Below are 21159 nucleotides of genomic sequence, written 5' to 3'. Positions count from 1 at the left end.
TCTTCCGCTTGACAGCGGGGAGCCAGTCTTATCTTTGGTAAGCGCGATCCGCCAGTTGCACCGCCGGGCGGGAGAGCCGAGCTCGCGCGACGTGATGCGCCGGATCGGTCGTGGCGTGCTCAGCCACACGACGATCAATGCGGTGCTCCGCAGCCAACGTGTGCCCCGATGGGAACCGTTGCAGCATGTCGTGGCGGCACTGGATGGCGACGTCGAGCGTTTCCGCTCTTTGTGGATTAAGGCTCGAGACGCCGAAGAGCAGACGCCCACCGCATGCGACCGGCCAGTTGCTGCCACGGCCCCCCTCGTGGGCAGGGTGCCGGAGACCGACCTGCTGCGTGGTCGGATAGTCGAGGTCGCCGGAGGACGCGGCGGGGCGATGCTGATCGAAGGCGATCCGGGCATCGGCAAGTCGTTCCTCATGCGAGCCATGTCGACGTACGCCGAGACGCTCGGGTGCCGCACCCTCTGGGCGTCGTGCGACGAGCTGAGCCAGGCTTTTCCATTGCTGCCTCTCCTCGACACCGTCGACGGGTCGGTGCCGGTCGAGGAACGTATCAGCCCGCCGGCCGCGACCGTCTTCCAGTCCGACCCCGCACCGGCGGACCGGATGGACCTCGTGGCGGCCGCGACGGAGCGCATGTTGGCCATCATCGACGAGTTGTGCGCCTCGACACCGGTGACTCTGGTGGTCGACGATGTCCAATGGGCGGACGCCACGACGATGGTCGCGTTGCGGCGGCTTGTGCGCATGGCGCGACGCCTGCCTCTCCTGCTGGTCATGGCCGCACGCCGGATTCCACGCCGGCGCGACCTCGGTATCCTGCGCAACGCGCTGCCGCCCTCCGGCCGAATCAGGCTGGATGGCCTGTCAGATCCTGAGGTGGTGGAGTTTGTCGCCGGGACGGCCGGTCTTCGTCCCGGCCCTCGCCTGACCACGCTGGCTCGGACCGCCGCCGGAAACCCGCTGTACCTCACCGAGCTGATGGCCGCGCTCGCCCGCGGCGACGCGTTGAGCACAGTGGACGGGTACATGGAGGTCACGGGGGATTGGGCGCCACGCTCCCTGGCGGCCGCGATCGCCGATAGGCTGGAGTTCCTGTCCAAGCCAGCACGGGAGGTCTTGCGTACCACCGCGTTGCTGGGGGCCGAGTTCTCCGTGACCGACCTGATGACGGTGCTCGGTCGGGGCATCAACCAGTTGCTACCGATGCTCGATGAGGCCATCGACGCAGGTGTGTTGCGGGAAGACGGTCCGCACCTGGCGTTCCGGCACCCCCTTCTCCGCACGGCGCTGTACGAGGAGACGCCACATGCGGTGCGGGCGGCTTGGCACGGTGACGCCGCGAAGGCGTTGGCAGGCGCCGGCGCCCCGCCCGAGCGGGTGGCACGACAGTTGCTTCCCGCGGGCGAGTCCGACGCCGCGGACCACTGGACCGCGGAATGGCTGGCTGGGTCGGCGCACGAGCTGATCGGGCGCGCCCCGCACGCGGCGATCCCGCTGCTGCGCCGGGCGGTCGCCCGGGGGCCAAGTGGCAGGCCGCACCACGACCTACTGTGTTGCCGTCTCGCCGACGCGCTCCGGCGGACCGGTGACATGGCGGGTGCCGCGCGGGTGGCTCGCGAAGCCGCAGCGCGAACGGCGGATCCGGATCTCCTCGTTGATCTATTGTGGACATTCGCCGAGACGCAGGTGGTCGCTGGGCACCCGGAGGCGGCGTTCGTGGCGCTCGATCGGGCGCTCGCCGGATCGGCTGTCGAGGTGCGGCACCGTGCTCAGCTGATGGTCATCGCTGCCCGCATACGGAGTGGGATTGGCCAGGTGGAGATTGCTGGGGAGCTGGCGGGCAAGGCGCTGGACGCCGCCACGGCCGCAGAGGATCTCCCGACGACAGCCCGTGCACTGAGCGCCTTGGCGGCCATCTGCGGAATGCGAGGAGACGAGGCAGAGTCGCTGCGCCTGTGCGAGCGCGCGCTGGCAATCGCGGAGGGCGACGCCACACTCGCGGACTTGCGGCTGACACTCCAGACCAACAAGGCGGCCGCGCTCTGCAACATGGACCAGTGGTCTGAAGCGCTCGACGTTGCAGAGCGGGTTCGTGAGTCGGCAGACCTCACAAGCAACGTCCTGCGGCTGGGGTACGCCAGGTGCCTTCTTGTCGAGATCCTGTTCAACATCGGTAGGTGGGATGACGCTCTGGTAGAGGCGGATCTGGTTCTCGACAGTCAGCCGGACGTGGAAAGCGAGGCGATGGTCCTAGGCCTGGTGGCGATGATCCGTGCCCACCGTGACAGCGATTTCGACGGTCGCGACCTGCCCGACCACGACTGGCGCCCCTACGGCGGCCGGGTGGTGGTGCACGTTCTCCTCGCAAGGGGCTTGGCGCACGAGCGGGCGGGCCAGCCGGCAGAGGCGCTGCGGCTCCTGACGCAGGGCCTCGCCGAGTCGGAGGAGGCGACCGTGGTGGCGGACCTGCTCGTTGATGTCGCTCGCCTGGCGGTGACTCTGGATGACCAAGCGGCGATCCGGACCATGCACCATCATGTCGAGAACCTCGCGCGCAGATCCGCCGGATTGGCGTTCCACACGCTCGCGCCGCACTCCATCGGTCTTGCCGCGCGCGATCCGGTACAGCTGAGCGCGGCCGCGCGGCGGTACGCGGCGGCTGGACGGCCCCTACCGCAGGCGCAAGCGCTCGAGGCCGCGGCAACCGCGCTCGCCGACGGGGGAGACGTTGCCGGCGCCCGCGCCCACCTCGACGAGGCGCGCGAAATATACGCGGCTCTCGGGGCGGAGTGGGATCTTGCCCGCACCGCCGCGCTGCTCCGCTAATACGTGTCGAGGACGATGACCGGGTTGGCGAGGAGCATCGGGTCGAAGGAGCGGAAAGCGTAGGTGTCGAGGACGATGACCGGGTGGGCGAGGAGCATCGGGTCGATGGCGACTGCCTGGAGCATCAGCACCTGGAGCGCGGTGGCCACCAGCAGGGCGGCGCCGGCGGCCAGCGCCAGTGAAAACGCGAGCGACGTGCGTACATAGGACATACGCAGGGTTGTACCCGCGACCGCGGCGCGCCGGAAGAGTAATGCGTGAATGCGTATCAGGCGACGTCCGCGGCTAGCGCACGGACCACCGCGGAAGGGCTCTGGCGGCCCAGGCGCTGGGCCATCCACAGGCTCGTGCGGACCAGCGCGGGCAGGTCGACGCCCGTCTCGATGCCCAGGCCGTGCAGCTGCCAGACGAGGTCTTCGGTCGCGAGGTTGCCGGTGGCGCTCTTGGCGTAGGGGCAGCCGCCCAGGCCGCCGGCCGAGGAGTCCACTGTGGTCACACCGGCTTGTAGAGCGGCCAGCGTGTTGGCGAGTGCCTGTCCGTACGTGTCGTGGAAGTGCACGGCCAGCCGGTCCGGCCCGACGCCGGCGTCGGCCAGGGCGCGGATCAGCGCGCTCACGTGGCCAGGGGTGCCGACGCCGATCGTGTCGCCCAGCGAGAGCTGGTCGCAGCCGAGGCCAACGAGGCGGCGGGCGACCGAGACGACCTGGGCGATCGGGACCTCGCCCTCCCACGGGTCGCCGAAGCACATCGACAGGTAGCCGCGCACGCGCAGGCCCTCCGTGTGGGCGCGCCGCACGACCGGCTCGAACATGGCGAGCGACTCGTCGACGGTGCGGTTGAGGTTGCGCTTGGCGAACGTCTCGGTGGCGCTGCCGAAGATGGCGACCTCGCGCACGCCGAGCGCCAGCGCGCGGTCGAGGCCACGCTCGTTGGGGACGAGCACCGGGTAGCGCACACCGGGGGCGGGCGCCAGGCGGGTGAGCAGCTCCTCGGCGTCGGCGAGCTGCGGCACCCACCGCGGGTGGACGAAGCTCGTCGCCTCGATCACGCCGAGTCCGGTGGCGGCGAGCCGGTCGAGGAACTCGAGCTTGACGTCGACCGGGACGATCGTCGACTCGTTCTGGAGGCCGTCGCGCGGGCCGACCTCCCAGATGGTCACGGACATCGGCAGCCCCGGCATGGGCACCCGCTGCGGGCTCAGCATGTCTGCAAACCTATGCCAACTCGACGACCACCGGCGCGTGATCCGACGGCGCTTTGCCCTTGCGCGCTTCGCGGTCGATGTACGCCGACTCGACGGTCACGCCGGCGCTCGCGTACACGAGGTCGATCCGCATGCCCATGTTCTGGTGGAACATGCCGGCCCGGTAGTCCCAGTAGGTGAAGGGGTGCGGGCCCTTCATCGGCGTCGGCACCACGTCGGTGAAGCCGGCGGCCAGGATCCGCGCGAGCGCGTCCCGCTCCGGTGCGGTGACGTGGGTCGAGCCGACGAACGCCTTCGGGTCCCACACGTCCGCGTCGGTGGGCGCCACGTTGAAGTCGCCGGCCACGACCACGGGCCGGCCGGTGGCGAGGTCGGCCGCGAGCGCGTCGCGGAGGGCGGCGAGCCAGCCCAGCTTGTACTGGTAGTGCGGCGAGTCGGGCTCGCGGCCGTTCGGCACGTACACCGACCAGACGCGCAGCCCGCCGCAGGTGGCCGAGATGGCCCGCGCCTCGGGGTCGGGGAAGCCGGGCTCGGAGTCGAAGCCGCGCACGACGTCTTCGATGCCGACCTTGGACAGGATCGCCACGCCGTTCCACTGGCCGCTGCCGTGGGTGGCGACCTCGTAGCCGGCCTCCTTGAGCTCGGCGGTGGGGATGGCCGCGTCCGCGAGCTTGGTCTCCTGGAGCAGCAGCACGTCGGGCTGCTTGTCGGCCAGCCACGGGAGGACCCGGGGCAGGCGCATCTTCAGCGAGTTGACGTTCCACGTGGCGAGACGCATCCACCGAGCCTAAGCGCCCCCGGTCACGGGTGCAGCGACAGTCCCTTCAACACCTTGTCCACCGCGTTCCGCGGGCCGTGCACCGACAGGCCCACCAGCCGCAGCTTCTCCGCCGGCACCGCGCGCACCGCGGCCCGGTTGTCCTCGTCGTTGCCGGTCGTGAAGAGCTCCTCGGTGTAGACGCCGACCGCCAGACCCCGCTCGACCGCCTTGGCCCGTGCCTCGGTGAGCGCGTCGAGGTCGGCCGCGTACACGAGCACCGGCTGCCCGAACATCGGCAGGTAGGAGGTGCCGGAGGCGTCCTCGTACGGCTCGCCGACCGAGGACGGGAAGGCGCCGGCCACGCCCGAGGCGAGGAAGGCGGTCACGTTCAGCCGCTGCCAGGCGGCCAGGTCGTCGCGGACGACGATAGCGATCTTGGTAGTGGCCATGCCGCCATGATCACCCCGGCGGTCCGCGGCGGTCTTGGACGCTCGTGCGCGGGGGATACTTGGCGGGTGGGGGACTGGGCGCGATACTGGCGGGCCGCCGACCGGCCGCTGGAGGCGATGCACGCCCACTTCGAGCAGCACGTCTACCACCGGCACAGCCACGACACCTACTCCTTCGGCGTGACCGAGACCGGAGCGCAGTCCTTCACCTGCCGGGGCGCCGCGCACACCTCCAGCGCCGGCATGGTGATGGCGTTCAACCCCGACGAGCCGCATGACGGTCACGCCGCCGACGCGCTCGGGTTCACGTACCGGATGGTCCACATCGGCCCCGCCCTGGTGGGTGACGTGCTCGCGGACCGTGCCGAGCGCGAGGTCGGGCTGCCCTTGTTCGCCGAGCCGGTGGTGGCCGACGCGACGCTGGCCGGTGCGGTGGCCGGCCTCCACGCGGCGCTGGTCGGGCCGGCGACCGCGCTGGCCCGCGACGAGCGCCTGGCCGCCGCGGTAGCGGCGATCACCCGCCACGCCCGGACCGCGCCGGCACGCCGCCTCACCGGCGCCGCCGGCATCGCGCGGCGGGTCCGCGACCGGCTTGACGAGGAGTACACCGAGGACCTGACCGCCGCCGATCTCGCGGCCGCCGCCGGCACCAGCCGGTTCGCGGTCTACCGCGCGTTTCGCGACGTCTACGGGCTGTCGCCGAGCGACTACCAGCGCCAGGCGCGGCTGCGGCAGGCCCGCCGGCTCATCGGCGCCGGCTGCGGGATCGCGGAGGCGGCCGCCGCGGCCGGGTTCGCCGACCAAAGTCATCTCAACAGGTGGTTCACGCGCTGCTACGGGGTAACACCGGGCGCGTACCGCGACGCCACCCACCCAGCAAACTAGGACAAAGTGATACGACGGCAGCAAGACAGGCAGGGTATACCTCAACCGGGCGTGACGGTCTGTGCCATCGTTTGCTGGTGGCCACTGTGAACCCGGAGCGCGACGCGGTCGTGACCCGCCCCGGGCGGGCCAGGGTGGGCCTGCGCGCGCTGCGCGGCTGGCGGCCCACCATCCGCCGGGTACGCAGCATCCTGCGCAACGCGGTGACCTCGTTCATCGTGCTCGCCGGCACGTTCTGGCTGCTGCCCGGCGTGACCGCGAGCAACCTCGTCGCGCTGCTCGGCCTCGTGGTGGTGGTCGCCGCCGTCGGCGCGCTGCTGCGGCCGCTCCTGCTCGCGCTCGCCACCGTGCTCGGCGGCTTCGGCGCGCTGGTGCTGGGCGCGATGGTGCAGGCCATCGTGCTGTACGTGGCGCTGTGGTTCGCGCCCGACACCCACGTCGCCAACCTCCCGGTGGTCTTCGGCGCGTCGTGGGTCGCGGTCGCGCTGTCGGCACTCGTCAACTGGTTCGCCGACGCGGGCACCGACGACACGTTCGTGAGCGAGACCGTGCGCCTGATGGCCCGGGTGCGCCGCCTCGAAGAGAAGGTCAAGCAAGGCACCGGCGCCGTGGCCTGCCCGGACGGCCTGCTGGTGATCCAGCTCGACGGCGTGCCCGCGCCGCTGCTGCGGTGGGCCGTGCGCGCCGGCAACCTGCCCAACGTCGGCCGCTGGCTGGGCACCCGCAGCCATCGCCTGGCCACCTGGCACACCGGCATGCCGGCCACCACGCCCGCCGCCCAGGCGGGCATCCTTTACGGCGACGTCCGCCGGGTGCCGGCTTTCCGGTGGTACGAGAAGGACAGCCGCCGCCTCGTCGTCACCAGCCGTCCCCGCGACGCGGCCGAGGTCGAGCGGCGGCTGGCCGGCGACCAGGGCCTGCTCCGCGACGGCGGGGTGAGCATCAGCAACGTGTTCTCCGGCGACGCCGCCACCTGCCTGCTCACGGTCAGCCACGCCGCGCTGCCCGGGCGCAACGCGCGGGGGTACGCCTCGTTCATGACCAGCCCGTACGGCTTCACCCGCGCGGTCGTGCTCGGCATCGGCGAGCTGATCCGCGAGCTGCACCAGGCGCGGGTGCAACGCCGCCGCGACGTACGCCCGCGGGTCAGCCGCGGTGGCGCGTTCCTCGCGCTGCGCCCGGCCACCACGCTGCTGCGCGACCTCAACGTCACGCTGATCGCCGAGCAGATGGCCCGCGGCGCGCCGGTGATCTTCTGCGACTTCGTCGACTACGACGAGGTGGCCCACCACGCCGGCCCGGCCCGCCCGGAGGCGCTCGACGTGCTGGAGTCGCTCGACCTGGTGCTGGGCATGCTGGAGCGGCTCTCCCGCGAGGCGGCCCGGCGATACCACCTGGTCGTCCTCTCCGACCACGGGCAGAGCCAGGGTGCCACGTTCCGCCAGCGGTTCGACGAGTCGCTGGAAGAGGTGGTGGCGCGGCTGGCGCGGGGTGGCACCAACGGCCACCGGCCGGGCGCCGCCACCCGCACCGTCGAGGAGTGGGGCCGGGTAAACGCACTGCTGACCGAGGCGGTCAGCCGCCAGGGGCCGACCGCCGCCGCGACCCGGAAAGCGATCCGCAAGCACACCCACGACGGCGAGGTCACGCTCGGCCCGGCCGACGAAGAGGCGAAGGCGATCGCCGAACGCGACCCGGAGACCGTGGTCATCGCCTCCGGCAACCTCGGCATGGTCTACCTCACCCGCCACCCGGAAAAGCTCACCCGCGACAAGATCGAGGCCGAGCACCCGGAGCTGGTCGCCGGGCTCGTCGCCCACCCCGGCGTCGGCATCGTGGTGGTCGACGAGGCCGAGCACGGACCGGTGGCACACGGCAAGCGCGGATGGCACCGCCTGCGCGACGGGCACGTCGAGGGCGAAGACCCGCTGGTGCAGTACGGCCCGCGCGCCCGCGAAGACCTCCTCCGCCACCAGCAAATGGACCACGTCGGCGACCTGGTGCTGGTCAGCGTCGTCGAGCCGGGCATCGAGGAGGTCGCCGCGTTCGAGGAGCTCGTGGGCAGCCACGGCGGGCTGGGCGGCTGGCAGACCGAGGCGTTTCTGGTCTACCCGTCGGGGTGGACGCTGGAGACCGATCCCGTGGTCGGGCCGGACGGGGTGTACCGCACGCTGCTGAGCTGGCTCGACAAGCTGGGGCTGCGCCTCGACGCGCCGGATCTCCGGGAGGCCGAGCCGGTCAGGCTTCCGTCTGCCGGGGCCTGACCTCGCGGGCTTCGGCCGCCGCCTCCCGCCGCCGGCTGATGATCGAGGCGGTCTGTGAGATCAGCAGCACCAGCAGCACCGCGGCCACCACGCTCTGCCAGGGTTCCGGGAAGATCGCGTACCCGAAGATGCCGATCCCCGCGTACACGGTCGACCAGAGCAGGCAGGCCGGCAGGTTGGTGACCGCGAACCGCCGCCAGTCCAGGCCCATCAGCGCCGCCGCCAGCAGCACCGGCACCCGCCCGCCGGGCAGCAGGCGGGAGACGAGCAGCACGGAGATCTGCCGTTCCTGGAGCTTTTTGCTCATCCGCTCCAGGCGCTCCTTGTCGCGCAGCCAGTGCAGGCGCCGGGCCAGCTGCTCGCCGCCCCACCGGCAGATCGCGTACATCGCGAGGTCGCCGATGTACGCGCCGCCGGCCCCGGCCACGATCACGAGCAGCACGTACAGCGGGTTCTGGTGCGCCGCGTAGGCCGCCGCGCCGCTCACCGCGGCTCCGGTCGGCACGATCGGCACCACCGCGCCGAAGGTCACCACCACGATGAGCGAAACCAGCGTGCTGAGGAGCGCACTCACGGGATCACCGTCATGGAGTCGCCCGGGGAAAGGACGGTCACGCGGGTGCCCGGCGCGACGGTCTCGGTGATCCGCGCGAAGTCCGGCCCCGGGTTGTGAAACCGGTCCGGCCGCACCCGCGCCATCCCCACCGGCCAGAACGTGCCGAAGTGCACGGGCACCGCCTCCCGCGGCGCCGCCCGCCGCATCGCCTCGGCCGCCGTGTAGGCGTCCAGGTGCCCGCGCCCCAGCGTCGGCCCCCAGCCGCCCACCGGCACCAGCGCCAGGTCGAGCGGGCCGAGGTCGGCCATCCCGTCGAAAAGCCCGGTGTCGCCGGCGAACCAGGTGTTGGCCGCGCCGTGCACCGTGTAGCCGAGGGCCGCCGCCCGGTGCCGTGACCACGGACCGCGAGCGCCGTCGTGGGCGGCGGGGACAGCCTTGATCCGCACCCCGCCGACCGCCACGTCGTCGCCGACGGCCAGCTCCGCGCACCGCCGATGGAACGCCGGCCCGAGCCGCTGCCGCACGAACGCGCCCGCACCGGCCGGCACGACGAGCGTCGCCTCCGGCCCGAGCCGCCGCAGCGACGCCACGTCGAGGTGGTCGGCGTGCAGGTGAGACACGAGCACCGCGTCGGGCGGCCCGGCCAGCCGTGGCGCGACACCGCGCATCCGCTTCAGGTGCGCGATCCGGTCACCGAGGACGGGGTCGGTCACGATGCGCACGCCGGAGTCTTCGACCCAGACGGTGCTGTGCCCCCACCAGGTGACCTGGACCTTGTACGTCACGCCGCTACGGTACGGGACCGCCCGGCGCCCACCCACTCAACCGTCGAGCCGCGAGAACGTCGCTCGGCAGGTCAAGGACGAGGCTCGGTCGGAGCGGGGCGCTGTACCGGGATGATCTCAGCGAGCCTGTCCAAGCCCGCGAAGTCGTCGGGATTGGTGGTGTAGATCGGCAGGCCGTTGACGATCCCGATCGAGGCGATCATCAGATCGGCGAGCCGCCTGCGCGGCTTGCGGCCGGCAGCGAGCACCGCGGCGGTAACTCGCCCAAACGCCCGCGCCGCGTCCGCGTCGAACGGTAGTGGATCGAATGTGGCCTCCACGTGCTGGAGGATGCTGATCCGGCGTGCGCGCTCCACCGGGTCGTCAGCATGGTGCGGGCCGGCGGACAGCTCGGCAAGCGTGACCGCGCTTATGACCAGCTCCTCCGGCAGATCGGCGGCGTCGAGGCGGGAGAGATGGATGACGATGTTGGTGTCGATCAGTCCTCGACTCGACGGCTCACCACTCACGGCTGTCCAGGTCGTCGTCGACGCCAGCGTCGAGGTCGGCGCGGAACCGATCGGCGTCGATCCTGGGAGCCGTGGCGAACGCGGCTATGACCTCCTCCCGCGGCACGAAGGTGCGGCGGCGCAGCGGGATCAGACGCGCGATCGGCGTGCCGTTGCGGGTGATCGTGAACGACTCACCGCGCTCGACGCTTCGCATGATCTCGCCTGACTCGTTGCGCAGCTCGCGCTGGGTGATTTCGCGGGCGTGCTCGGCCATGTAGCCCATTCTAAGTCTGATGTGCTACTTGGTGCTACGCCGCCAACCGTGAAGCTGCCTGGGACCGCCGTCGGTCAGGTCGCCCACTCGTGCACCTCGCCTTCGTGGAGGCCGGCGTAGACGCGGTCGCGTAGGGCGTTGGCCTCGGTCGAGGTGAGCGTGCGGGTGAGGTCGCGCAGGACCACGCGGAGCAGCACGTTCTTCTGGCCCGGCCGCAGGCCCATCCGCGTGCGCGCGGACTCGGGCAGGTCCGCGTAGCCGGTCTCGGAGCGCACCGAGACCTCCTCGACCGCGGCGGCGTCCGGGCCGAGCAGGTCGCGTACGCGGTCGCCGAGCAGTTCGGCGTCGAGGTCGTCCGCCACCGCGAGGGAGAGATCGCGGTGCGCGGCCGGCATGGCCGAGACCGGGCGGTACGGCGAGAGATCGCGCATCTGCGCCGCCACCCGCGGGTCGGTCGAGCGCAGCAGCCGGATGTCGTCGACGCCCTTCGCGAGCATCACGAGCCGGTCCAGGCCGAGCCCCATCGCGAGGCCGCTCGGGCCGCCGGTGACCTCCGGGTGGGCGAGCCCGCACTCACCGACCTCCACGTCGCCGACGTATATCTCGCGGCCGGCGAGCGTGTACGGGTGGGTGTTCGGCACGGTGTGCCACGGACGGTCGGGCAGCACGGCCGTGACGACCAGGCCGATCATGTGCACGAGGTCGGCCTCGGTTAGTGGGGGACCGGACCGGCGGATCCGCCACAGGTCGAGCTGGTGTGGCTCACCGACGTGGTGGCGGTCGATCACGTCCCGCCGGTAGCAGACGCCGGGCACGCTGAGCAGCACGTCCGGCAAGCCGTTGGCGTCCAGGAGCGCGGGGATCCGGGCGGTGGTGTGCGAGCGGAGCATGCGGCCGCCGTCCAGGTAGCGGCTGTAGCGGCGGTCGCGGGTGACCGCTTCGGGCGAGTACCGCAGCCGGTCGTAGTTGTCGGTCACGGACACGATCCGCGGGCCGGGGTCGCGGCGCACCGGGATCGCCCAGGCACGGGCCAGCGCGTACTCGATGGCGGATACGACGTGCTGCATCGCGTGTTCGCCGGCTTCGGGGTCGGTGAGGTCGCGCAGGTCGAGGGCAGCGCGGAGTTCTTCGGGCGTCATGGCGGATCCTCGAAAGAGAGACGGGTCGAAAATGGCGAGAGCCCCCCGGCGTGGCCAGGGGGCTCGTCTCGCGCCGTCTCCGTCAGCGCAGCCGCGGTCGCCCACCGGTCACCCGGGGGCGGAGAAATCGCGTCGCGGCGTACGTCACCCGTCGAGTGTGCCGTGTGGGCGCATCGCCCGGCAAGCGGGTTGAATGTCGGCGTGCCGGAAAAAATCCTGCTGGATACCGACATCGGTTCGGACATCGACGACGCGGTCTGCCTCGCGTACCTGCTGGCCCAGCCGCGCTGCGAGCTGCTCGGCGTCACCACGGTCACCGGCGAGGCCACCAAGCGCGCGATGCTCGCCTCGGCGCTCTGCCGGGTGGCGGGAGTGGACGTGCCGATCCGGCCGGGCGAGGAGGCCACGCTCGCCGGCGCCCCGTCGCCGCAGGCGCTCGCCCACCAGGCCGACCGGGTGGCCGGCTGGCCGCACGAGAGCGAGTTTCCGCGGGGGGAGGCGGTCGACTTCCTGGCCGCGACGATCCGCGCCCATCCGGGCGAGGTGACGCTGCTGACGATCGGCCCGCTCACCAACGCCGCCCTGCTCTTCGACCGCCACTCCGACACCGCCGGGCTGCTGAAGGCGCTCGTGCTGATGGGCGGTCGCTACACCACCGACGGCAAGCCCGAGTGGAACGTCCGATGCGACCCCGAGGCGGCCGCCCGGGTGTTCGCCGCGCCGGTGCCCCGCGTCCGCGCGGTCGGGCTCGACGTGACCCGCCAGGTCTACCTGGAGGCCGATGCCTTCAGCGCCCGCTGCACGGTCCCGCTGCTGCGCCCGGTGCGCGACTTCGCCGCGGTGTGGTTCGCCGAGCGCGACGGCATCTACTTCCACGACCCGCTCGCCGCGGTCACGGTCTTCGACGACGAGGTATGCGAGTTCACCCGCGGCGAGGTGACCGTCGACGGGAGTGGCGCCACCGCGTGGCGTCCGCGCGCGGACGGGCCGCACGAGGTCGCGACGGCGGTGGCGCCGGACCGCTTCTTCACCGACTACTTCGGAGTGTTCTGACCGCTACCAGGGCGGGGCCGGGCCGGAGGTCGAGTAGAGCGGGTGGCCGCGGAGCACGAGGCCGGAGCCGGGATCGGTGACGAGCTGGCGCACGCGGTCGAGCTCGGCCGGGGTCAGGCCGGCCGTCAGGAGCCGTCGCTGGTGGCGGACGAGGTCCACGGCCATCAGCAGGGCACCCGGATCACCGGCCGACCAGACCGGCACGTGGATCTGGGTGTCCACTGTGGTCAGACCGGCGGCGCGGGCCGCGGAGTGCGCGCGGATGGCCCAGGTCGGGTCGACGCCGAGCCCGGGCAGGATCTCCTCGCTCAGCAGGCGTTGACAGCGCTCGACGAGGCCGGCGTCGCGCGGGCTCGGTGCCGCGAGCACCGCGTTGTCGGGCCACAGGTGCCAGTCTTCGACGACGAGGGTGCCGCCCGGTCCCAGCGCGGCCGCCAGGCGCCGCAGCAGCCCTTCCGGGTGGGGTACGCGCATGAGCAACAGCCGGGCCCGGATCAGCCCGTACCGGCCGGGTGCCAGGACGGCCGGCGGGAGCGGGTCGCCCACCGCCGTCACCACCTCACCCGCCGCGCCGACCCGGTCGCGCAACCACACGGGAACGGCGCTGCCGCCCGGCCCGAGGTCGAGGCAGCGCGTGCCGGTCAGGTGTGGCAGCGCCGCGAGCCGCGCGATGCTGAACGTGTCGAGGGCGGCGGCGAGGTACACCTCCCGGCGCACCTCCAGGTCCGCCACGCTGACTGTCCTCATCGGATCTGCTGGGTGACGAAGTCGAACGCGACGACGTCCGCCGTCGGCAGCTCGCCGGCGATGATGCCGGTGCCGCGCAGGATGGCGACGGCGCGGGCGACGCGGGCGCCCTCGAAGACACCGGCCGTACCGTTGGCGCGCACGTAGGGCTCCATCAGCTCCACCTCTGCCGCCGCGGTGGCGGGGTCGGCCGTCGGCACGTACTTGCGGAGGATCTGGCCGCTTTCCTCCGGGTGGCCGATGGCGTACACGAGGCCCTCCAGGAGCGCGCCGGCGAAGCGCCGCACCAGATCCGGATCCTCCCGGATAACTTTGGTGGAGGCGAGGAGCGCGTTGCCGTACAGGTCGGTGAGCACGTCCGAGTACGGCAGCACGACCGCCGGGCGGCCGCCCGCCGCCTTTTCCACCGCCGGCCGCGCGACCACGAACTGGCCGACGCCGTCGACCTTTCCGGTGGCGAGCAGTTTCGGCATCTGTGCCGCCTCGGCGCCGATCCATCTCACCGTGCTCGCGTCCAGGCCGGCGAGCTTTGCGTACGCGGGAAAGAGCAGCCACGGCGCGCCGCCCCGCACGCCGCCGATCGTCCGGCCGGACAGGTCGCGCGGCGTCTTGACGCCGGTGGCGGCGAGCAGCGTGACGGAGTTGAGCGTGCGCTGCTGGATGACCGCGACGGCACGGACGTCGGCGCGGTACTTGCCGTTGCCGAGCACGATCATCACGGCGGAGAGGTCGTTGGCGGAGAACTGGGCCCGTCCCGATGCGAGCAGCCCGAGGTTTTCCGTCGTGCCGGCCCCGGGCCGGATCTCCACGTCGATGCCGGCCTCGGCGAAGAAGCCTTTCTCCTTCGCCACCCACGCGTACGACTCGCGGCCGAACGCGCCGACCGCGGTCAGGTAGGTCACCCTGTCCGCCTCCGCGGCTCTCGGCTCGCCGCCGCCGCTGTCGCAGGCACCCGCCGCCAGTACGACCGCGATCGCGGCGGCGGATGCGCGCTTGACGAGGTTCACGTTTCCTCCGGGATGGGAAGGGCGGGCGTGCCCGCGCATGTGGCGCGTCTGCGGGAGGCACACGGGCACGCCCGCCGGCCTCACCCGACGGCGCGGAATCGGTGTCGGCACGCCGTCGGGGAGTCTTTAATGGGGAAAGGGGCCGGGGTGCGCCTCGCACACGCACCCCGCGACCGCGATCAAGGAATGCATCCCGGCCGTCGTTTGCAAGATTTCACAGGGCCTTTCCGCCGAGCCTTTTCCTGGTCATGCTCGGAGCCCGGTCATGTTGCCGCGCTCGTTGGGAGGGACGCTGCCAAAGGCGAATTGTTGGAACAAGGACTGCGACGGGGAAAGGCGATGGCGCCCAAGCGGGTGGGTGGCCAAGACCAAGCAGTTTGCCCAAACGGCCGCGTGTCGCGGACATTGGTAAATGGCAAAACAACAGTTTCCATGCCACCCCTGGCATCTGCTGACCACGTCGTGGTAAAACTCTGTCCGGATCCGGGCGGGCTCGCACTCCGTCCGCATCGGTTATTTCACAAGCCTTTCCGCTACCCGGCCACCAGCAGGTCCATTTGAGAGGGTGGAATGCCAACCAAACGAGAGCAGTTCGTGCAGACCATTCGCGCGCAGTGGCTCGGCCAGCGGATGCGCGAGCTACGCGAAGAGCGGGGCCTGACACTCAAGTACATCGCGGCGTATCTCGGGGTGGAGTTCTCCACGCTCGCGCGCTACGAGCGGGCCGAGTGGCCCTTCCGGCGCGACCACGTGATCTCGCTGCTCGACGTCTACGGCGTCTACGACGAGCGCGAGCGCGCCCAGCTCGTGCAGCTGGCCCAGGACGCCTGGCGGGTCAACCGCTGGGATGACGACTTCGAGGGGACCGTCTACGACCAGACCTTCGTCGACTATCCGTGGCTGGAGTCGCGGTCCGAGGAGATCTGCACCTATTCCACGATGGTGTTTCCCGGGTTGGTGCAGACGCGTGACTACGCCGAGGCGGTGATCCGGTACACCGAGGGCGCGCAATCCAACCAGCAAAAGATCGACCGCTGGGTGCGGCTGCGGATGGAGCGGCAGCTCATCCTCGACGAAAAGCCGCCGAAGCGGTTGGCCGCCCTCGTAGAGGAGTCGGTGCTGCACCGACCGGTCGGTGGCCGTTTGGTCCTCCGCGCCCAATTGGAGCACCTCGCCCGCGTGGTGGAGCGTCCCCACGTGGAGGTGCGGGTGATCCCCACCCGGATGGGGTTGCACGGCGGGCTCGATGGCAGCTTCACGCTTTTCAAGATGCAGCGGCCATACCCCGAGGTGGCCTATGTGGAGCAGCTCGGCGGGCGACTTTTCATGGAGGCCTCCCGCGCCCACCGCTACTCCAAGGCGTACGATGCTTTGCGGGAGGTCGCACTCAGCGCTGCTGAGTCGATGGCGCTCATCGCAACACTCGCAGAGGAGTTGTCATGAGCGAGTCACTGCCGGGCGTCGCCTGGCACGTCAGCACAAGGAGCGACAGCCTCGGAGGCAACTGCGTCGAGGCCGGTCCGCTTGCCGACGGCAGCGGTCGTGTCGCGGTGCGGCACAGCAAGTCACCCGACGGCGCCACGATCGTCTACACCCGCGGAGAGTGGGAGGCGTTCGTCGGCGGCGTGAAGGACGGCGAGTTCGACTTCACCGCCTGACGGTCCCGCACTGATAGGGGGCAGGCGTGCCTGCCCCCTATCAGGGTCCACCCTGGACAGTCGACGACTTACGGCAGCTGCCACCATTCGATTTCGGTGACCGTGGCGCCCGCCACCACCACCGTGCCCGCCATCTCGGTCGGCGAGCGCCAGATGACGTAGGCGCCGGCCGGCAGTGCGGGAAACACCGCGGTGTAGCGGACACCGCTCGCGACGTGGCGCGCCCGCACGGCCACGTGCGTGCGCACCGACGGATCCTGGTCCTTCGGGCTGATCTCGATCTCACGACCGTGCCACTCGGGCCCGGTCACGATGACGAGCGCACCGGTGTTGCCGCCGATGTCGAGCACGACACTGCCCACACCGGACGGTCCAAGCATGTGGTGGTGGGTACTCATGACGGGTTGTTGAAGCCGTCGTAGGGGATGCCGAGGTAGGGGAAGCGGGCCAGGAACGGCGACGTGACGTCGGCCGCGCTCAGCCCCTGCTCCAGGATCGCCACGGCGTCGTCGGGCTTGAACTTCTTGTCCACCAACGCGAACGTCGCGCCGGCCACCGCGCGCAGCGCGATCGAGACCACGTCGTCCTTCACCCGCCGCCCGTTCGGAAAGCCGGCCAGGTCGCCGCCGAGCACACCGAGCGGGTTCTCCTTCTTGCTCGGCTTGATGTGCGTGTTGAGCCGCAGCATGTCGGCCTGGATCTCGCCGGTGCTGTTGGTGAAGCCGTCGATCAGCCCCTCGGGGATGCCGGTGAGCAGCACCGCCACGAGGTCCGCGCGCGGCGTCTTCTTCTTGTTGAGCGCGGCGAGGTTGTCGAAGACCCCCGGATACAGCACGGGTAGGAGCTGGGCGAGCTCGGGCTGCTCCACGAACTGGACGAAGTTCTTGTCCTCGGTGGGCGGCAGGCTGTTCCACAGGTCCTTCTTGGCCATCGGCACGATGACCTCGTTGAAGAGCGGGTTGCCGAGCCGGGACACCTGCACGTTCGGCCCCACGTACACGTCGTCGCTGTTGTGCCCGTGCAGCACCCGTACCTGCCGGCGGCTGGCACTGGTCCACACCCCGATGACCGGGCTCGACTTGCCGCGCAGGTCCTTGATGGGCACCTGGAGCGCGATGCTGTGCACGTTGACCCGGTCGGTGGCGTTGACCGCGTCGCCCGCCTTCTGGAAAGCCTTCTGGCCGAGCAGGTGCAGGTTTTGGAACGGCCGCAGGGTGCCCAGGTCGAAGATCGAGCCGAGGTCGACGAAGAAGCCCTCCGCACGCTGCCCCGCGAACACCTTCTCGCCGGTCTTCAGCTTGAACGTCGCGTCCGCCGCCAGCCCTTTGTAGTCCGGAATGGACAGTGGGCCGACGTTCGCGGGCGGGCAGGGCACGTTGCGGGCCAGCACTCGCGCGTTGCCATGACCGTCCACTTTGGTGATGCTGTAGAACTGCCGCCGGTTCCAGTTTTCACTGTCCAGCGACTCGATCGGGCCGGTGTTGTAGAGGAAGGTGTTCTCGTTGGTCACCTTCGTCTCGAAGCGGAACTGGTACGTCACGTCCGCGTGGCCGTCGCCGTTGTTGTCGACGTGGATCTCGTACAGCACGTCGTCGCCGAACTCGAAGAAGTTGGGGCCCGACGCCGGCGTTTGCAGCGGCACGTAGTTCGCGATCAGCGTGACCGTGTCCGGGCGATCCGGGCTGACGAACGCGTACAGGTCGGTGCTGTCGGCCACCGGATCCTTGGAGATCTCCGGGGCCTCACGATGAGAAGACATGCGGGAACCACCTCACAAGGCAGGGAAAAGAGAGAAGCGCTTACTTGCGGCGTGCGGCCTTGGCCATGCGTGATGCCAGATCGCGGTCTGTCACCTCGATGCGCCGCTCTCCGGCGAATACGTCAAGGCGTCCCGCTCTCAGGTCTTTGACCTGCACCACGATGGTCTCGCCGGGTGCCGCTCCGGCCTCCTCGAACGCCTCGCTGAGGCTGGCCACACTGACGACGGCGCCGCCGACTCCGACGGTGGCCGCGCCAAGCAGCACATTCCGCCGGCTCAGCATCGGCGCTCCTTTTGCCCGGTGGGCGTTTCTCACGGTCGTCCTTTCGACAGCACAACGAACAGAGAACTTCCGCCGGACGCCCGCCCTGCCGGCAACGGTGGATACGGATGCTGGCTGGGAAGAGTTCAAACGCTGAGGCCGATGGCTGGCCCGCGAGCTCACGCCCTATGTGCTTGAAGGAGTTCGAGCAGGCGGACGTCGACCATCCAGCCGTCGCGGGCCTCGAAGCGGCCACCCGGGCGGTGATGGCCGACCACGCCGAACGCGCCGGCGAACTCCCACAGCGCGTAGCCCCACCGCTGCTCCGCGAAAACGCCGAGCACGTCGGTGAACCACCGCAGCGCCACGTCGTCGGGCGTGTACTCGTAGCAGCCGAACTCGCCAATGTGGACGGGTGTGCCGGCGGCGGCCACCTCGCGCCACGGCTTGTAGAACTCGCGCAGCGCGGCGGCGTCCCACCACCGGCCCTCGTAGTCGCCAGGGTAGGCCGGCTCGGGCAGGTGCGCGTGCCCCGGCCACCAGCTCGCCCGGTAGTGGGTGACCGACATCGGCTGGTACCCGCGTCCACTGTGGAGGACGCCGAGGTCGGTGAGCTCCGGCATTGCCAGGTTGCCGCCGTCCAGACCGTCGATCACGATCGGGCGGTCGGAGTCGACGGCGCGGATCTCGGCGACCGTGCGGCGGATGACCGCCTCGTGCGCGGCCCGGGTGAAGCCGCGCAGGCCGAGCGCGGGCGGCTCGTTGACGAGGTCGAAGGAGAGCGCCGAGCCGGGCACGCCCCGGTAGCGGGTGGCGAAGCCGCGCCACAGCGCCGCGAACGCGTCCTGCGCGGGCCGGTCGGCCCAGAGGTTGTGCGGCTCGCTCTCCCAGCCCGTGATGATGTATCCGGGGGCCCGGTGCAGGCTGAGCGACAGGTGCAGGCCGCGGGCCCGGCAGGCGTCGAGGATCCGGTCGACGCGGGCCAGCGCGTGCTCGGCCGCGGGCGGGTAGCCCGGCGGGGCGGTGAAGAAGCGGTAGTCGCACGGCAGCCGGACGAAGTTGAAGCCCCAGCCGGCGATCGTGTCGAGCACGCGCGGGTCGGGCTCGGTCGCGCCGGCCGGCCGCATGAAGAGCCACTGGAGATTGAACCCATAGTGCGTCACGGACTGCCCCCAACTAAGCCGTCTGACGGTTCGCTCGCGAGCTCGCTCACTCAACCGGTTAAGTAACCCGAATGCTACGCCCGGGAGACCGTCGGTCGTGAGAAAGGCGACGACCGCCGACGCGACGGTGCTGCGACGGCGGCCGGAAGATTCGTAGATGGGAGCGCTCCGGCAAGAATAGAACTAAATCACTGCCCTTGGGAAGCCATCCCGCCATCCGACACGAAGCGGATTCGCCGAATCCGATAATCCGGATTTTCCGGGAAGGTGGCGCTACCTTCGTGTTTCCGGCCAACGGAGGCCGGGCATGCACGGCATACGGGAGGGGGCAACACCATGGGCACCAGGCTGATCTTGCGGCTGGCGGTACTGGCCATCGCCGTCCTCGCGATCGTCGGTCCGCCGGCGGCCGCCACCGCGGCCGTACCGGGCACGGCGGCGCCCGCCTCGGGCGGACACGGCGACATGCTCTTCATCGCCGGCGCCGGCATCGTCATGCTGCTGGCGGTCGGCGCGCTCGCCGCCGCGCAGAGCCGCGGGCGGGACGCCGCGGCGGGTCCGGAGAGAAGACCGGATCCGGTCGACGACCCCTGGGTGTAGCACCCATAGCGGTGGGTAAGCCACCGACATGGTTGCCGTTGGCTACACCCTGATGTGCGAGCAGACCGGTCCGAAGGAGCTCGTCGACTACGCGCAGCGCGCGGAGGGGGCGGGGTTCGACTTCGAGGTCATCTCCGACCACTACTACCCGTGGCTCGACAGTCAGGGCCACTCGCCGTACGCGTGGTCGGTGCTGGGCGCGGTCGCGCACACCACCTCGCGGGTCGACCTGATGTCGTTCGTGACGTGCCCGATCCGGCGGTACCACCCGGCCGTGGTCGCGCAGAAGGCGGCCACGGTCGGGCTGATGTCGGACGGGCGGTTCACGCTCGGAGTCGGCGCCGGGGAAAACCTCAACGAGCACGTGGTCGGCGCCTGGCCGCACGTGCAGCAGCGGCACGACATGTTCGAGGAGGCGCTGCAAGTCATCCGGTCGCTGCTCGACGGCGAGACGGTCACGTACTCGGGGGAGTACTACGACGTGCCGGAGGCGTACCTGTGGGATCGGCCGGACGGCGGCGTCCCGCTGGCGGTCGCGGCCTCCGGCCCGTCCTCGACCGCGCTCGCCGGCGAGTACGCGGACGGCCTGATCGCCGTCGAGCCGGACGCCCACGTGATCGAGCTCTTCGACGAGGCGGGCGGCGAGGGCAAGCCGCGCTTCGGGCAGGTGGCCGTCTGCTGGGGGCCGGACGAGTCGGAGTGCCGCAAGCGCGTCGTCGACCAGTGGCGCTGGTCGCCACTCGGCTGGAAGGTCAACGCGGAGCTGCCCGGGCCGGACTCGTTCGCGGCGGCGACCCAGTTCGTCCGCGAGGAGGACCTGGTGCGGACCGTGCCCTGCGGGCCGGACGTGGACAAGCATGTCGAGGCGTTCAACCGGTACGTCGACGCGGGGTTCACCCACGTGGCGCTGGTGCAGGTGGGCGGCGAGAGCCAGCCCGAGTTTCTCGACTGGGCCGAGCGCGAGCTGATCCCGCGCCTGCGGTAGCGGGGGCCGGGCGCCCGACCCCCGTACCGGGGAAGCTCAGCTGCGGCGGAACGCGTACCGCTTGGGCTGTGCGGCGCCCTGGCCGCCACGGCTCGCCTTGCCGCGCGACGCCGCGGCCGCCGGCTTGCCGGACCGGTCGACCTTGCGGTCGCCTTTGCCGTCGCTGTGCTGGAACGCCGCCGCGACGCTCTGCGCGGCCAACTCGTCGGGGTCGACGTGTACGGAGAATTCGCCAGGCATAAGGGGTGTCTCCTTCCGTAAGCGGAGTCCCGGGCGCACGCACGC

At 71.0% G+C, this 21159-nt stretch carries 24 protein-coding genes; 8 read left to right on the top strand and 16 right to left on the bottom strand.

Translation table 11 applies throughout. The features are described 5' to 3' along the window. The first annotated feature begins 34 nt into the window (after window positions 1-34). Complete coding sequence (locus ACTMTJ_RS39615; protein WP_441223889.1) at window positions 35-2833, top strand: ATP-binding protein; 2799 nt, start codon at window positions 35-37, stop codon at window positions 2831-2833. Here ACTMTJ_RS39615 and ACTMTJ_RS39610 read toward each other — a convergent pair. From ACTMTJ_RS39610 to ACTMTJ_RS39595, 4 genes are read right to left on the bottom strand one after another with little or no spacing between them, the layout of a single operon-like run. Continuing rightward, complete coding sequence (locus ACTMTJ_RS39610) at window positions 2830-3045, bottom strand: hypothetical protein (RefSeq protein ID WP_441223888.1); 216 nt, start codon at window positions 3043-3045, stop codon at window positions 2830-2832. The two genes, ACTMTJ_RS39615 and ACTMTJ_RS39610, sit on opposite strands and share 4 nt — an antisense overlap. Window positions 3046-3101: 56 nt before the next feature. After that, window positions 3102-4037, bottom strand: coding sequence for a hydroxymethylglutaryl-CoA lyase (locus ACTMTJ_RS39605; protein ID WP_441223887.1), 936 nt, complete (start codon window positions 4035-4037; stop codon window positions 3102-3104). A gap of 10 nt (window positions 4038-4047) precedes the next feature. Next, complete coding sequence (locus ACTMTJ_RS39600) at window positions 4048-4815, bottom strand: exodeoxyribonuclease III (RefSeq protein ID WP_441223886.1); 768 nt, start codon at window positions 4813-4815, stop codon at window positions 4048-4050. Between the two features lie 23 nt (window positions 4816-4838). After that, window positions 4839-5246: a DUF2000 family protein gene (locus ACTMTJ_RS39595; protein ID WP_441223885.1), complete on the bottom strand. Its 408-nt coding sequence runs from the start codon at window positions 5244-5246 to the stop codon at window positions 4839-4841. 66 nt (window positions 5247-5312) lie between these two features. On the opposite strand from ACTMTJ_RS39595, the gene ACTMTJ_RS39590 reads away from it, so the two are divergent. Continuing rightward, window positions 5313-6131, top strand: a complete 819-nt coding sequence (locus ACTMTJ_RS39590) for an AraC family ligand binding domain-containing protein (RefSeq protein WP_441223884.1) — start codon at window positions 5313-5315, stop codon at window positions 6129-6131. A 77-nt stretch (window positions 6132-6208) separates the two neighbouring features. Then, a complete protein-coding gene (locus tag ACTMTJ_RS39585; RefSeq protein WP_441223883.1) occupies window positions 6209-8395 on the top strand; it encodes an alkaline phosphatase family protein in 2187 nt (728 codons plus the stop codon). On the opposite strand, the gene ACTMTJ_RS39580 is transcribed toward ACTMTJ_RS39585, so the two are convergent. The 5 genes from ACTMTJ_RS39580 to srmL all read right to left on the bottom strand — a co-directional run bounded on the left by ACTMTJ_RS39580 (window position 8370) and on the right by srmL (window position 11640). Next, on the bottom strand, window positions 8370-8969 hold the full coding sequence (locus ACTMTJ_RS39580) for a DedA family protein (protein WP_441223882.1): 600 nt from the start codon (window positions 8967-8969) through the stop codon (window positions 8370-8372). The two genes, ACTMTJ_RS39585 and ACTMTJ_RS39580, sit on opposite strands and share 26 nt — an antisense overlap. After that, window positions 8966-9736 (bottom strand): MBL fold metallo-hydrolase, encoded by a 771-nt coding sequence (locus ACTMTJ_RS39575; protein WP_441223881.1) that lies wholly within the window; start codon window positions 9734-9736, stop codon window positions 8966-8968. Before ACTMTJ_RS39575 ends, ACTMTJ_RS39580 begins: the two co-directional genes overlap by 4 nt. Window positions 9737-9807: 71 nt before the next feature. After that, on the bottom strand, window positions 9808-10245 hold the full coding sequence (locus tag ACTMTJ_RS39570) for a type II toxin-antitoxin system VapC family toxin (protein WP_441223880.1): 438 nt from the start codon (window positions 10243-10245) through the stop codon (window positions 9808-9810). Beyond that, entirely contained in the window at window positions 10235-10501 is a 267-nt protein-coding gene (locus ACTMTJ_RS39565; protein ID WP_441223879.1) for a type II toxin-antitoxin system Phd/YefM family antitoxin, read from the bottom strand. The genes ACTMTJ_RS39570 and ACTMTJ_RS39565 overlap by 11 nt, the downstream gene beginning before the upstream one ends. Window positions 10502-10575: 74 nt before the next feature. Beyond that, window positions 10576-11640 carry a PheS-related mystery ligase SrmL gene (srmL, locus tag ACTMTJ_RS39560; RefSeq protein WP_441223878.1) on the bottom strand — a complete coding sequence of 355 codons (1065 nt, stop codon included), beginning with the start codon at window positions 11638-11640 and terminating at the stop codon, window positions 10576-10578. A 201-nt stretch (window positions 11641-11841) separates the two neighbouring features. Between srmL and ACTMTJ_RS39555 the strand changes: the two genes are divergently transcribed. Continuing rightward, window positions 11842-12693 carry a nucleoside hydrolase gene (locus ACTMTJ_RS39555; protein WP_441223877.1) on the top strand — a complete coding sequence of 284 codons (852 nt, stop codon included), beginning with the start codon at window positions 11842-11844 and terminating at the stop codon, window positions 12691-12693. Between the two features lie 3 nt (window positions 12694-12696). Here ACTMTJ_RS39555 and ACTMTJ_RS39550 read toward each other — a convergent pair whose 3' ends face one another. Then, window positions 12697-13440 (bottom strand): methyltransferase domain-containing protein, encoded by a 744-nt coding sequence (locus ACTMTJ_RS39550; RefSeq protein ID WP_441223876.1) that lies wholly within the window; start codon window positions 13438-13440, stop codon window positions 12697-12699. After that, window positions 13437-14447 carry an ABC transporter substrate-binding protein gene (locus ACTMTJ_RS39545; protein WP_441223875.1) on the bottom strand — a complete coding sequence of 337 codons (1011 nt, stop codon included), beginning with the start codon at window positions 14445-14447 and terminating at the stop codon, window positions 13437-13439. The genes ACTMTJ_RS39550 and ACTMTJ_RS39545 overlap by 4 nt, the downstream gene beginning before the upstream one ends. A 570-nt stretch (window positions 14448-15017) precedes the next feature. Between ACTMTJ_RS39545 and ACTMTJ_RS39540 the strand changes: the two genes are divergently transcribed. Together ACTMTJ_RS39540 and ACTMTJ_RS39535 are read left to right on the top strand one after the other, a co-directional pair. Beyond that, entirely contained in the window at window positions 15018-15890 is an 873-nt protein-coding gene (locus ACTMTJ_RS39540) for a helix-turn-helix domain-containing protein (RefSeq protein ID WP_441223874.1), read from the top strand. Further along, window positions 15887-16105, top strand: a complete 219-nt coding sequence (locus ACTMTJ_RS39535; protein ID WP_441223873.1) for a DUF397 domain-containing protein — start codon at window positions 15887-15889, stop codon at window positions 16103-16105. Before ACTMTJ_RS39540 ends, ACTMTJ_RS39535 begins: the two co-directional genes overlap by 4 nt. A 68-nt stretch (window positions 16106-16173) precedes the next feature. Here ACTMTJ_RS39535 and ACTMTJ_RS39530 read toward each other — a convergent pair whose 3' ends face one another. From ACTMTJ_RS39530 to ACTMTJ_RS39515, 4 genes are all read right to left on the bottom strand, one after another. After that, window positions 16174-16503: a phospholipase gene (locus ACTMTJ_RS39530; RefSeq protein ID WP_441223872.1), complete on the bottom strand. Its 330-nt coding sequence runs from the start codon at window positions 16501-16503 to the stop codon at window positions 16174-16176. Further along, on the bottom strand, window positions 16500-17864 hold the full coding sequence (locus ACTMTJ_RS39525) for a DUF4331 domain-containing protein (protein ID WP_441223871.1): 1365 nt from the start codon (window positions 17862-17864) through the stop codon (window positions 16500-16502). The genes ACTMTJ_RS39530 and ACTMTJ_RS39525 overlap by 4 nt, the downstream gene beginning before the upstream one ends. A gap of 40 nt (window positions 17865-17904) precedes the next feature. Beyond that, window positions 17905-18147, bottom strand: a complete 243-nt coding sequence (locus ACTMTJ_RS39520) for a hypothetical protein (RefSeq protein ID WP_441223870.1) — start codon at window positions 18145-18147, stop codon at window positions 17905-17907. 158 nt (window positions 18148-18305) lie between these two features. After that, window positions 18306-19289 (bottom strand): glycoside hydrolase family 5 protein, encoded by a 984-nt coding sequence (locus ACTMTJ_RS39515; protein ID WP_441223869.1) that lies wholly within the window; start codon window positions 19287-19289, stop codon window positions 18306-18308. 336 nt (window positions 19290-19625) lie between these two features. On the opposite strand from ACTMTJ_RS39515, the gene ACTMTJ_RS39510 reads away from it, so the two are divergent. Then, entirely contained in the window at window positions 19626-19889 is a 264-nt protein-coding gene (locus ACTMTJ_RS39510) for a hypothetical protein (protein ID WP_441223868.1), read from the top strand. A gap of 28 nt (window positions 19890-19917) precedes the next feature. Then, window positions 19918-20874 (top strand): TIGR03557 family F420-dependent LLM class oxidoreductase, encoded by a 957-nt coding sequence (locus tag ACTMTJ_RS39505; RefSeq protein ID WP_441223867.1) that lies wholly within the window; start codon window positions 19918-19920, stop codon window positions 20872-20874. Window positions 20875-20910: 36 nt separating this feature from the next. On the opposite strand, the gene ACTMTJ_RS39500 is transcribed toward ACTMTJ_RS39505, so the two are convergent. Beyond that, entirely contained in the window at window positions 20911-21114 is a 204-nt protein-coding gene (locus ACTMTJ_RS39500; protein ID WP_441223866.1) for a hypothetical protein, read from the bottom strand. Window positions 21115-21159 lie beyond the last annotated feature (45 nt).

Origin of the sequence: Phytohabitans sp. LJ34, from assembly GCF_052068095.1 — a bacterium.
Taxonomy (GTDB): Bacteria; Actinomycetota; Actinomycetes; order Mycobacteriales; family Micromonosporaceae; genus Phytohabitans.
Note: the sequence above shows the minus strand (reverse complement) of the source record. Positions and strands in the feature narration are given on the sequence as shown.